The sequence below is a fragment of the Streptomyces sp. NPDC059851 genome, from assembly GCF_042732005.1.
Taxonomy (GTDB): domain Bacteria; phylum Actinomycetota; class Actinomycetes; order Streptomycetales; family Streptomycetaceae; genus Streptomyces.
Window position 1 is genome coordinate 33,187 of sequence record NZ_JBHWJJ010000056.1, and the last position, 10,798, is coordinate 43,984.

A 10,798-nucleotide genomic window follows, 5' to 3' on the forward strand; every position below is an offset into this window, starting at 1 on the left:
GGATGCCGCCGCCGGGCAAGCGCCCCACCATGAGCGGCGACAGCTTCGACCGGTTGGGCCGCGGGCCGGAGCCGGAGGTCCTCGCGGAGTGGGCGGCCGTTCCCTCCGTGTCGTCCGACCCCGCCCGCGCCTCCGACGTGCGCCGCTCGGCGCAGTGGCTCGTGGACGCCTTCCGTCGGCTGGGGTTCCCGCAGGCGGAGGTGTGGCGGACGGCGGGCCTGCCGGCGGTCTACGGCTGCCTGCCGGCCGCCGATCCGGCCGCACCCGTGCTGCTGGTGTACAGCCACCACGACGTCCACGCCGCCGACCCCGCCGAATGGCGGCTGGGCCCACCTTTCACCCCCGTCCTGCGGGACGGCCGCCTGTACGGGAGGGGTGTTTCCGACGCCAAGGGGCAGGTCATGTGCCACCTGTGGGCGCTGCGGGCACACCTGGCGCACAGCGGCCTGTCCGCTCCGGCCGTCACCGTCAAATTCCTGATCGAGGGAGAGGAGGAGATCGGCTCGGTGCATCTGGCCGACCTCCTCGCGGAGCACGCCGGGCAGCTCGCGGCCGACGTGGTCATGGTCTCCGACACGATGCTGTGGTCCTTGGACCACGCGAGCGTCTGCACCGCGGTCCGCGGGTCGGTCACCGCCACGCTCACCGTGCGTGGCGCCCGCCGGGCCATCCACAGCGGTGCCGTCTCGGGCGCCGCCGCCAACGCGGCCTCGGAGCTCTGCCGATTGCTCGCCCACCTGCATGACGGGGGCGGGCGGATCACCCTGCCCGGGTTCTACGAGGCGGTGGCCGAAAGCCGTCCAGCGCGCCGCGCCTCCCTCGCCGCGCTGCCCTTCGACACCCGCACCTGGCTCACCGACACGGGCACCTTCACGGCCGACGGTGAACCCGGGTACAGCGTGCCCGAGCGCCTGTGGACGCGGCCCTCCGCCGAGGTCGCCCGCGTCACCGCCGGCCGCACCGACACCCCGGCCCTGGGAGTCATTCCCGCCGAGGCCGGCGCCGACGTGTTGCTACGACTGGTTCCCGACCAGCGGGCCGATCAGGTGGCCGACCAACTGCGCGCGTGGTTGGGACAGCACCGCCTGGAGGGGTACGAGTACCGCCTCGACGTGTCCTCGACCATCTCGGACCCGTACGAGACCCCGTCCGACGACCCGGCGCTGGCCGCCCTCGTCCGGTCCGTCAGCCGCGCCTACGGCTCCCCCGCCCGTGCGATCGGCAACGGCGGCGCCGCCCCGGCGGCTCAGCTGGCGCGCGCGTGCGACGCCCCCGTCCTGTTCTTCGGAACCGGTCTGCCGGGCGACCGCTGGCACGGTCCCGACGAGCGGGCGTCGCTCGAAGCCCTCCGCATCGGCGTGGAAGTGATCACCGGATTCCTCGCGGAGCTGCCGGGGTGCCTGCGCCCGCGGTGATCCTGGCAGCGGGCGCAGGGCGGCTGCGTTCGCGGCGGTCCGGTGCGCGTGTCAGCCGAAGGGGGTGGACCGTTCCCGGGGGGACTCTTCCACCACGTCCGCGAGCCTCTTGAGCATGGTGCGGTGGCGGAGCTGGATCAGGACGTCGAGCGCGACGTTGTGCAGGGCGCCGCCGACCCCCTGGAGGGGGTGCTCGTCGACGATGACCAGGGACTCCTCGCCCCAGGAGCGGATCTCGATCGCCACCCGGGCCGTCCCGAGCGGGCCGCTGTCGACTTCGAGTTCCAGTGCGTCGGGAGCGTTCACCCGTCGGACGACGGTGGTGCCCGAAGCGGTCCACGGTCCGACGCGGACGGTGTAGTCCAGGGTCGACCCGAGCTGGGGCCACGGGCCCCGGGTCACGTGCGACTCGCTGGTGCCGACCACCCAGTCCGCATATCGCGAACCGTCGGAGAGCACGCTCCACACCCGGTGCGGAGCCGCGTGGATCAGTTGGTGTCGTACGGCCATGGTGGGTCTCCTCCCCCAGGGCGGAGGCGTCGATGCCGATCCGGTCGCCGGGATGCGGTGGAGTCGGGGCCACGGACGGCGGCAGGCAGTCGCCCGTCCCCCGGACGCCGCGCAGAACCGGCCCCGGCGGGGTGTCCCGGGCCGGGGCGGGTGGGCCCGCAGCTTCCGGAGGACCGCCGGGTCTGCGGCGAGCTCCTGGCCGCCCCGACATGGGCGGCGCCACGCCGGTACGGGCACCGCCCGGGCGGGCACCCCGGAGCCGGCCCTCCGAGGGGGCTGCGCCCGTGCGGTGTCGGCGGCCGCGGCTGCTCATGGCGTGCCTCTGCCCGCCCGGTGCACTCCTACACGCCGCCGCGGCCGTCGTGCCGGACACTCGGGGGCGGTCGCGGTCGTCCTTGCGGGCGCGACGGGCACGGCCTCCTCCGCCGGCTGCGCCGCCGGGGGCCCGCCGTGAGCGGGCGGGGGCCGGCCCCACGGGCCGCGGGAAGCTTCCCCGCAGCGGGCGGATGCCGCCGCAACTGCCCGCCGGTCAAGGTGCAGGGCCGTCCTCTCGCGGTCCGGGGGTGGCCGTGGAGGTGGCGACCCGCGGCAGCGCGTACGGGTGCTTCTCCGCCAGCCAAGCGACCAGCTGTTCACGCACCGTGCAGCGGGCGGTCCACAAGTCGTCCGGGTCCTTGGCGGTGACGATCGCCCGCACCACGATCGTGCTGGCGGTGGTGTCGGTGACCGCGAGGTCCCAGCCGCGGCCGTCCCACGCGTCGCAACCGTCCAGGATCTCCTTCAACTTCTCGCGCATCAGCGCGACGGGGGTGGTGTGGTCGCAGTGGAGGAACACCGTGCCGGTCATCTGGACGCCGCCGCGCGACCAGTTCTCGAAGGGCCGCCCGGTGAAGTACGAGACGGGCATGGTGATCCGGCGCTCGTCCCAGGTGCGCACGGCCAGGAAGGTGAGCGTCACGTCCTCCACCACGCCCCACTCGCCGGCGACGACGACCGTGTCTCCGATGCGGACCATGTCACCGAACGCGATCTGGAACCCGGCGAAGAGGTTGCCGAGGGTGGACTGCGCGGCCACACCGGCCACGATGCCGAGGATGCCGGCCGAAGCGAGTACGGAGGTGCCGACGGCCCGGAAGGCCGGGAAGGTGAGCAGCATCGCGGCCGCGGCGAGCACGGCGACGACAGCGGTGACGATCTTCATGATGAGGGTCACCTGGGTGCGGACCCGCCGGACGCGGGAGGGGTCGCGGGCGCCCACCGCGTAGCGGGCGTACGACGATTCCACCGCAGCGGAGGTGACGCGGACGACGAACCACGCGCCCGCCCCGATCAGCACGAGCGTCAGGACCCGGTCCACGGCGCTGTCGTGGTCCCGCAGCGGCTGCCACGCGATCTGCCGGTACGTCCCGCGCAGTATCGCAGCGAGCAGGAGGATCCGTACCGACGGGCCGCAGCGCCGCAGCATGTTCCAGAGCGGTGTCTCGGGGTGTCGGGCGTCCGCGCGCCGCAGCAGCAGGTCGATGAGCCAGCCCGCGGCGAGGCTGAGCAGGATCGAGCCGCCCATGACGGCCAGCAGTCGGAGGGGACTGTTCATGACTCCTCGGAGAAGGGGTGGGTCGGGGAAACGGGTTCCGGCACGTGTCGGCCCCGCGCGGGCGAACCGGGGTCGGCGGAGGTGTCCCGTCACCCTCTCGGGCACCGCGGAGGCAGTACAGTCGAGGCGGAAAACGACGCCCGGGCGGCTCTGACGGGACGTGCCGGGGCCGGGGCCGACGACGGGCGGGGGCGCAGTGCAGACCAGCGGACCGGACGCCGGTGAGCCCGAACCGCAGGGGCGGACGCCGGACTCCCGCCGTGACCGCCGCCAGGACCGGCGGCTCGCGCTCCGCGGCGTCCGGCGACAGGTGGCCCGCGGGCGGGAGTTCGCCCGGGAGGTCCTGGCGGAGTGGGGGTGGGACGGTCATGACACCGCCGAGGACGCGCTCCTGGTGGTGTCCGAACTCCTCTCCAACGCCAACCTGCACGCCGACGGCTGCCACGAGCTCCGGCTCGCGGCCGGGAAGGCGTTCCGCGTCGAGGTGCGCGACGGTGTCGGCGACCTCCCGCGGCTGCTGCCCGCGCCGCGCCCGGGTGTCCCGGGCGGGCACGGCCTGCACGTCGTGCGCCGGCTCGCGGACCGCTGGGGCGCCGATGCCCACGAGCACGGCAAGGTGGTGTGGGCCGAGATCGACGCCGAGCGCATGCGGACCGGCCTGCCCCGGCGCGGTTGACCCCTCGGGGTGGCGGGTCAGCCGTGCAGCAGTTCGCGGCGCAGGGCTCCCAGTGTGCGGGCGAGCAGGCGGGACACGTGCATCTGGGAGAGGCCGATCTCCGCGCCGATCGCCGCCTGGGTCATTTCCTCGCCGAAGCGCAGTTGGAGGATGCGCGTGCAGCGCTCGTCCAGGTCTGCCAGGAGGGGCGCCAGGGCGTGCCAGTTCTCGACCGCCTCCAGGGCGGGGTCGACGTCGCCCACGCTGTCGGCGAAGGTGCGCGGGGCCCGCCCGGGAGCGGGCGCCTGCGTACCGGGGGCGGGGGACTCCTGGGGCGCGTCGAGGGATTGGGCGGAATAGCCGTTGGCGGCGACCAGGCCGTCGCGGACCTCGTCCTCGGTCAGGTCCAGGTGTGCTGCGAGTTCCGCAGGTGTGGGCTCGTGGCCCAGTACGGCGGTCAGCTCCTCCGCGGCCTTCGCCAGTCGCGTGCGCAGCTCCTGCAGGCGGCGCGGGACCCGCACGGCCCAGGCGGTGTCCCGGAAGTGGCGTTTGATCTCGCCCGTGATGTAGGGCAGGGCCAGCGTCGTGAACTGCGTGTCACGCGCGGGGTCGTAGCGGTCGATGGCCTTGATCAGGCCGATGATGCCGACCTGGAGGATGTCCTCGTTCTCCGGGCCGCCGGGGCGGTCCCGGAACGGGCGGGCGGCGAAGCGCACCAGTGAGATGTTCATCTCGATCAACGTGTTGCGTACGTACTGGTACTCCCGGGTGCCCTCTTCGAGGCTCCGCAGCCTTTCGAAGAACACGCGGGTCAGGTGCCGGGCCTCGGAGGTGGACAGTTCGCTCGGGCAGGACACCTCCGGCAGCCCGCGGAGCGCGGGTGCGCCCCCTCCGCCGTCGGTGGGGGTGTTGGTCGTCGTCGAGGTGGTCGTCGTCCGGGTCGCGGCCTCGACCGTGGCCATGAGGGTCATCGTCTTCGCTCCTTGGGCACGGGTGCTTGCGGTGCGTGCGCGAATGCTGGGTGGTCTCACTCAAGCGGAAGCCCGCTTCCGCTCCCCTGCACCCTGCCGGGGCTACGGACACACGTCAAGGGATACCGGAAAAACAGTTCTGGATTTGCTTTTCGCGAGTCCCCACTCAAGAATGCGAACGTGGAGAACGAGCACACGGGTCCCCGTCGGAGCCGCTGGACCTTCCTGACGAACCACGCCCGGGTCCTGATCGCCATCGCGCGGGACCCCGGGATCCGGCTGCGCGACATCGCGGCGAACTGCGACCTGACCGAGCGCACCGTGCAGGCGATCGTCACGGACCTGGAGGCCGACGGGTACCTCACGCGGACCCGGGACGGCCGGCGCAACCGCTACGTCATCGCACCCGGCGCCCGTTTCCGCCACCCGGCGGAGGCCGACCGCGAGATCGCCGGCCTGCTGGCCTATCTCGTCGGCCCGCTGACCGCCCCGACGGCGGCTGCCGCTGGGGAGACGCACGACAGGCCCGGCCGTCGGGCCGACGACGTCCCGGCGGCCGAGAGTTCTGCCTGACGGCACCGTGTACGGGGTCGGCTGCGGGCCCGGCCGGGACCCGTGCGTTCGGGATGCGGGGAGCGCTGGGCCCGGTGAGCCTGGGGGCATGCCCGACACCCCGCACATCACCATCCACCCCGTCACCGCCAAAGGCGGCAGGCCCGTCACTGCGCACGCCCACGGCACCGACACGCCACTCGGCACCGCACACAGCCTCGCCGACGTCCTCGAGTTCGCCCGCCGCGCCGGCCTCGACGACCCCGGAGCGCTCATCGACCGGAACGATCCTGTGATCGTCTGGACCGGCGGCGGCCCCGACACCTGGACCTAGCCCCGCGCACCGGCCCTGCCGGCTGCCGTGATGGACCGGGTCTGCGGCCCACGAGGGTCGCCCGCAGCGCCGACCCCCCGACCTGCCCCGCCGCGAACGCGCAGGCGCGCCGGCGGATGTGGGGTGGTCGGCCGCCAAAGTTCGCTGGCCGGGGTAGCCGCCCGAGCGCCGATCATCACACCGCGCGACCGCGCGCCGTGCGCCGTCCTACTCCTCGGGGTCCCGGGCGCGGAGGAGGTCGAGCAGCCCTGCGTCCCCGCCGATCCACACGGAGGCCGCCCGTATGCGGTCGTAGACGAAGAGGACCAGCTCACTGGCCGTGGCCCGGACGGAGGCGCCGACGACGACCCGACCCCGTCCGGTTGGCGGGGCACGGTGATGGACAAGGTGGGGACGTCGCGGTCGCCGCAGAACTCCGGTGGCGTCGCCCGGCACCGGCTCCAGGAGACCGCGGTGCACACCTACGACGCTCAGGTCACCGGTGGCCCGGATGCGGAGGCACCGCCGGCGTCCGCGACCGCGGTCGTGCCGGGCACACCTGCGTGGCGTCCGCGCCGCACGCCCGGACGTCCGGCGACCGGCGCGATCGCCGGGCGTGAGGTGCTCACCGGCCGGGTAGGCGCCGGGTCCGCAGGGAGGGTCATCGCGGCTGAGGCGACGGAGGCAGGGAGGCACCCATGGCAGTGCAGCACCGGCTGGTGCCGTGCGACCGGGGAAGCGCGGGCCGCGTCCACGAGGCACCGGAACGGATCGAGCCGGAAGCCGGGGCGGGCGGCGCCGAGCCGCGGCACCGCCCGCTGGTGGCGCGCCCGGCCCGCGGGCGCGGGGACGCCGGTCGTGGCCGGTCCTGACGCGGTGGTCATCGGCGCCGGTCCGAACGGGCTGGTCGCGGCCAACGTGTTGGCCGATGCCGGCTGGCAGGTCGTCGTGCTGGAGGCCCGCACCGTACCGGGCGGCGCGGTCCGCAGCGACCGCGGCCTGGACCCGGCGTACGTCCACGACCTGTTCAGCGCCTTCTACCCGCTGGCGGTGGCCTCGCCGGTGATCGAGCAGCTGCACCTGGAAGAGTTCGGGCTGCGCTGGAGCCGCGCGCCCGCCACCGTGGCGCACCCGTTGACGGACGGGCGCTGCGCCGTCCTCGCCGCCGAACCGGAGGCGACGGCGGCCTCGCTGGAGCGGTTCGCCCCCGGCGACGGGGACGCCTGGTTGCGGCTGTGCCGGCTGTGGCAGCGGATCGGCGGCGATCTGCTGGAGTGCCTGTTCACGCCCTTCCCGCCGGCCCGCGCGGGCGGGAAGCTGGCGGTCCGGCTGGGCTGGTCCGAGGGGCTGCGGGTGGCGCGCACCATGCTCCTGCCGGCCCGGCGGCTCGGTGAGGAGGAGTTCGCGGGCGCGGGTGGGCGCCTACTGATCGCCGGCAACGCCCTGCACGCCGATCTGGCACCGGAATCGGCGCTCGGCGGCGGGTTCGGCTGGCTGATGTGCATGCTCGGCCAGACCTACGGTTTCCCTGTGCCCCGCGGCGGCGCGCAGGCCCTGACCGATGCCCTCGTACGCCGGTTCACGGCCCGGGGAGGTGTGCTGCAGTGCGGGCAGGAGGTGACCGGGGTACTGGTGCGGGACGGGCGAGCCGTGGCCGTCCGTACGGTCGACGGCACCGTGGTCGCGGCGCGGAGAGCGGTGCTCGCCGCCATGCCGGCGCCGGTGCTCTACGAGCGGCTCCTGCCCCCGGAAGCGCTGCCCGACCGCCTACGGAGCGACCTGCGGCGGTTCCAGTGGGACTTCTCCACCGTCAAGGTCGACTGGGCCTTGTCCCGGCCGGTCCCCTGGGCCGTGGAGGGCCCGCGCACGGCCGGAACGGTCCACCTCGCCGACGGCGTCGACGAGCTGACCCTCCTCGCCGCGCAGATCGCCATGCACCAGGTACCGAGCACCCCGTTCACCGTGTTCGGGCAGATGACCACGGCGGATGCGAGCCGCTCCCCCGAAGGCACCGAGTCCGCGTGGGCGTACACCCACGTCCCGCAGGACATCGCGGGCGACGCGGGCGGGGACGGCATCACCGGCCGGTGGGACGAACGGGAGAAGGAAGCCATCGCCGCCAGGATCGAGGCGCAGGTCGAACGGTACGCCCCGGGGTTCACCGCCACGGTCCGCGCCCGCCGGGTCCTCGCCCCGCCCGACCTCGAACGCCTCAACCCGGCCCTCGTGGGCGGCGCCGTCAACCAAGGCACCACGAACCTGCACCAGCAGCTCTTCTTCCGCCCCTTCCCGGGCACCGGGCGGCCCTCCACCCCCATCGCAGGGCTCTACCTCGCCTCCGCCGCGGCACACCCCGGAGGCGGCGTCCACGGTGCGCCCGGAGCCAACGCCGCCCGGACCGTCCTCTCCGCCCACCGGCCACTGCGCCGGCTGCGCCGGCCCCGCCGAAGCCGCTGAACGGCCCGGGCCGTGACCGGCCGGTCCTGGACCGCCAGGCGCGTCAGGCGGCTCGCCAGGCGCGTCAGGAGGCGGCAGGCGGCGAGCCCAGCGCCCAGCGTATGGTGCGGGTCACCGCCAGTCCCGCCGGCCGTACGCACCACTGCTCGGTCCGCGGCAGCAGGGGCAGCCCCAGGGGTTCCCTGGCCCACGGCGGCAGCAGGGCCACCGCCGCCCCCGCCAGTGCGGCGTACGGCAGGCGCGCCGGCCAGGGCAGCGGGGGCTCGAACAGGATGAAGCGGGCCGCCGCGCGGGCTTCCTCGGTTCCGCGGAGCTCCGGCCGGTAGCCGTCGATCCGCTCGTCGAGCTCGGCCGTCGTGCGGGGCGGGCGGACGACCCCCAGGGCCTGCCCGACACGGGCCGCCCCGGCGACGTACGCGTCGCACTCGTCCGCGTCCAGGGGCCGGACGCCGTACTGCCGATAGGCCCGCAGGAAGCTGTCGACCTCGGCGACGTGCACCCATTCGAGCAGGTGCGGGTCACCGGCGCAGTACGGCTCCCCGTCCGGGGTGCGGCCGCGGATGCGCTCGTGCACCGCCCTCACGCGGTCCACGGCCCGCTGGGCGTCCTCGGCGGTCCCGTACGTGGTGAAGGCCAGGAAGGTGCTGGTGCGCTGGAGGCGGCCCCAGGGGTCCCCCCGGTAGCCGGAGTGGGCGGCCACCGCAGCCATCGCCCGCGGGTGCAGGGACTGCAGGAGCAGGGCGCTCAGTCCGCCGACGAACATCGATGCGTCGCCGTGCACGCGGCGGATCGGCTCGTCGGGAGCGAACCACCTCGGCCCGGGGGTGCCGTGGATCCTGGCCCGGTTCTCCGGGCCGTCCGCACCGGCGACACGGCGGAAGAGGGCGTCGCCGAGGCGGTCACGAGCCGTCGGCGGCGGCAGCCGGTTCAGCGTTCCCGACCGGTTCACGTGTCAAGTGTCGCGCCGACCGGCCGGTGTCGGGAGCCGCCCCGCGGACGATGCGGATCGCCGGGACCGGTGCTCCCGTGGCGCGCGGCCGTCAGGTGTGCAGGCGGCTGTTGACGCCGTCGTGGCCGTCGGCGTGCTCGTCGTCGAACCAGTAGTCCCCGGCCGCCAGGTAACGGAAGGAGTGGCTGCCGTGGACGGGCAGCGCGACCGTGGCGGCGCGGGTGCCGTCCCCGCGGGCCCGCAGGGGGTGCGCGGCGGGGTTCCAGTGGTTGAAGTCCCCCACCACGCTGACCGGCCCCTCAGGAGTGTCCTCGGGGAGGACGAAGGTGACCTGCGTGCGGCCCTTGAGATGCTTGCGTTCGAGCACCGGATGACTCCAGGGGTGGGGCTGACAGAGGTTCATGCACCCTCGCACGGCAGTTCCCGCCCCGGACCGGCACACGCCGCCGGCAGGGGCGGCCGTCACCCGCCCGGCCGCCGGGCACCCGTCGTGCGTTGCCCCGTGCCGGGCGGCCCCGCCCCAACGCGTCTCCGGCGCGCGCGAGGCACGGCGGGGGCGTCGGTCGCGGCGGCCGAGGTCGAGGGCCCGGGTGCCCGGTCAACGCCCGCCCGGGCGCCGCGCGGCCACCGTGTTCGCCAGGGCCACCAGCTTCCGGTACTCCAGCTCGTCCGCCTGCCGGGCCCTGAAGTGCAGCGGGGGGCGCTCGACGAGGGGCCGGAGGGCGGAGTAGCCGGCCACGTACGCCTGCTCCTGCCGCTCGGTGCCCACCGGATCCCAGAAGATCAGCAGCTGCTGGTTCCTGCGCGTTCCCTCTTGGGTGGCGAAGCACAGTTCGTGGGCAACCAGCCGGGGCTCGTCCGCCGGGAGGGCCGCAAGGAGTTCGTCGTGGGTCAGGTTGCCCTCCACCTCGGGCACCAGGACACCCGTCGGCCGCTGACAGCGGAGGATCACGGTGTTGACGTCCCGCCGCTCCTTCAAGTGGCGGAACGCGGCGAAAGAGCCTTCTGAGAGGCCGGGCGGGCTGTTCACACGGATCTCGCTTCGGTCGTGGACAGGACCTGGAGATCAACGATCCGATCCTGGCGAAGATGCGGCCGAACCGAAGGCCACGGGCCGCCCCGCGCCGGCACCGTCCGAGGCGTGGGGCGCAGCAGGGGGACGGTGCTCTGGTTCGGGACCGTGCGGCCCGGGCGGTGCCGGCACGCTACCCCGGGGGCAGCGCGGGGCACGCACCGAGCGCCGAGCGCCGGGCGCCGGGCGCCGGGCGCCGGGCGCCGTCGACGTGGTCGGCGACGCGGCCACCGGCGGCCCGCCCGAGGACTGATCGGCCCCGCCCACCGGCCTAACCCGGCGCGCCCGCCCCGGCCGGGCTGCCCACAGT

General features: G+C 74.7%; 13 protein-coding genes. 6 read left to right on the top strand and 7 right to left on the bottom strand.

The window, feature by feature from the left end:
- Window positions 1-29: 29 nt before the first annotated feature.
- Window positions 30-1,415: a M20/M25/M40 family metallo-hydrolase gene (locus ACFV7Q_RS20380; RefSeq protein ID WP_385430229.1), complete on the top strand. Its 1,386-nt coding sequence runs from the start codon at window positions 30-32 to the stop codon at window positions 1,413-1,415.
- 51 nt (window positions 1,416-1,466) lie between these two features.
- Here the strand turns inward: ACFV7Q_RS20380 and ACFV7Q_RS20385 are convergent, their stop codons facing one another.
- Together ACFV7Q_RS20385 and ACFV7Q_RS20390 are read right to left on the bottom strand one after the other, a co-directional pair.
- The gene (locus tag ACFV7Q_RS20385; RefSeq protein ID WP_385430231.1) at window positions 1,467-1,925 is read right to left on the bottom strand and encodes an SRPBCC family protein; all 459 of its coding nucleotides are present in this window, start codon (window positions 1,923-1,925) and stop codon (window positions 1,467-1,469) included.
- 529 nt (window positions 1,926-2,454) lie between these two features.
- Window positions 2,455-3,519 carry a mechanosensitive ion channel family protein gene (locus ACFV7Q_RS20390; protein ID WP_385430233.1) on the bottom strand — a complete coding sequence of 355 codons (1,065 nt, stop codon included), beginning with the start codon at window positions 3,517-3,519 and terminating at the stop codon, window positions 2,455-2,457.
- 196 nt (window positions 3,520-3,715) lie between these two features.
- On the opposite strand from ACFV7Q_RS20390, the gene ACFV7Q_RS20395 reads away from it, so the two are divergent.
- Window positions 3,716-4,195, top strand: coding sequence for an ATP-binding protein (locus ACFV7Q_RS20395; protein ID WP_385430234.1), 480 nt, complete (start codon window positions 3,716-3,718; stop codon window positions 4,193-4,195).
- Between the two features lie 17 nt (window positions 4,196-4,212).
- Here the strand turns inward: ACFV7Q_RS20395 and ACFV7Q_RS20400 are convergent, their stop codons facing one another.
- Window positions 4,213-5,136, bottom strand: coding sequence for a SigB/SigF/SigG family RNA polymerase sigma factor (locus tag ACFV7Q_RS20400; protein ID WP_385430250.1), 924 nt, complete (start codon window positions 5,134-5,136; stop codon window positions 4,213-4,215).
- A gap of 189 nt (window positions 5,137-5,325) precedes the next feature.
- Between ACFV7Q_RS20400 and ACFV7Q_RS20405 the strand changes: the two genes are divergently transcribed.
- Window positions 5,326-5,718 (top strand): helix-turn-helix transcriptional regulator, encoded by a 393-nt coding sequence (locus ACFV7Q_RS20405; RefSeq protein WP_385430236.1) that lies wholly within the window; start codon window positions 5,326-5,328, stop codon window positions 5,716-5,718.
- Window positions 5,719-5,806: 88 nt separating this feature from the next.
- Window positions 5,807-6,031 carry a hypothetical protein gene (locus ACFV7Q_RS20410; RefSeq protein WP_385430238.1) on the top strand — a complete coding sequence of 75 codons (225 nt, stop codon included), beginning with the start codon at window positions 5,807-5,809 and terminating at the stop codon, window positions 6,029-6,031.
- A 207-nt stretch (window positions 6,032-6,238) separates the two neighbouring features.
- Here the strand turns inward: ACFV7Q_RS20410 and ACFV7Q_RS20415 are convergent, their stop codons facing one another.
- On the bottom strand, window positions 6,239-6,490 hold the full coding sequence (locus tag ACFV7Q_RS20415) for a hypothetical protein (protein WP_385430240.1): 252 nt from the start codon (window positions 6,488-6,490) through the stop codon (window positions 6,239-6,241).
- Between the two features lie 218 nt (window positions 6,491-6,708).
- Here ACFV7Q_RS20415 and ACFV7Q_RS20420 point away from each other — a divergent pair, with 218 nt between their 5' ends.
- Together ACFV7Q_RS20420 and ACFV7Q_RS20425 are read left to right on the top strand one after the other, a co-directional pair.
- Window positions 6,709-6,882 carry a hypothetical protein gene (locus ACFV7Q_RS20420; protein ID WP_385430242.1) on the top strand — a complete coding sequence of 58 codons (174 nt, stop codon included), beginning with the start codon at window positions 6,709-6,711 and terminating at the stop codon, window positions 6,880-6,882.
- On the top strand, window positions 6,869-8,467 hold the full coding sequence (locus ACFV7Q_RS20425) for a phytoene desaturase family protein (RefSeq protein ID WP_385430243.1): 1,599 nt from the start codon (window positions 6,869-6,871) through the stop codon (window positions 8,465-8,467). Before ACFV7Q_RS20420 ends, ACFV7Q_RS20425 begins: the two co-directional genes overlap by 14 nt.
- A 64-nt stretch (window positions 8,468-8,531) precedes the next feature.
- Here the strand turns inward: ACFV7Q_RS20425 and ACFV7Q_RS20430 are convergent, their stop codons facing one another.
- The 3 genes from ACFV7Q_RS20430 to ACFV7Q_RS20440 all read right to left on the bottom strand — a co-directional run bounded on the left by ACFV7Q_RS20430 (window position 8,532) and on the right by ACFV7Q_RS20440 (window position 10,446).
- The gene (locus ACFV7Q_RS20430; RefSeq protein ID WP_385430244.1) at window positions 8,532-9,416 is read right to left on the bottom strand and encodes an oxygenase MpaB family protein; all 885 of its coding nucleotides are present in this window, start codon (window positions 9,414-9,416) and stop codon (window positions 8,532-8,534) included.
- Between the two features lie 91 nt (window positions 9,417-9,507).
- Window positions 9,508-9,783: an isoamylase early set domain-containing protein gene (locus ACFV7Q_RS20435; protein ID WP_385430246.1), complete on the bottom strand. Its 276-nt coding sequence runs from the start codon at window positions 9,781-9,783 to the stop codon at window positions 9,508-9,510.
- A 231-nt stretch (window positions 9,784-10,014) separates the two neighbouring features.
- A complete protein-coding gene (locus ACFV7Q_RS20440) occupies window positions 10,015-10,446 on the bottom strand; it encodes a hypothetical protein (RefSeq protein ID WP_385430248.1) in 432 nt (143 codons plus the stop codon).
- Between the last annotated feature and the right edge of the window lie 352 nt (window positions 10,447-10,798).

Excerpts from the sequence above, each read along its gene's own strand:
- ACFV7Q_RS20380 (WP_385430229.1), top strand. The coding sequence starts at position 30 with ATGAGCGGCGACAGCTTCGACCGGTTGGGCCGCGGGCCGGAGCCGGAG.
- ACFV7Q_RS20385 (WP_385430231.1), bottom strand. The coding sequence starts at position 1,925 with ATGGCCGTACGACACCAACTGATCCACGCGGCTCCGCACCGGGTGTGG.
- ACFV7Q_RS20390 (WP_385430233.1), bottom strand. The coding sequence starts at position 3,519 with ATGAACAGTCCCCTCCGACTGCTGGCCGTCATGGGCGGCTCGATCCTG.
- ACFV7Q_RS20400 (WP_385430250.1), bottom strand. The coding sequence starts at position 5,136 with ATGGCCACGGTCGAGGCCGCGACCCGGACGACGACCACCTCGACGACG.
- ACFV7Q_RS20410 (WP_385430238.1), top strand. The coding sequence starts at position 5,807 with ATGCCCGACACCCCGCACATCACCATCCACCCCGTCACCGCCAAAGGC.
- ACFV7Q_RS20420 (WP_385430242.1), top strand. The coding sequence starts at position 6,709 with ATGGCAGTGCAGCACCGGCTGGTGCCGTGCGACCGGGGAAGCGCGGGC.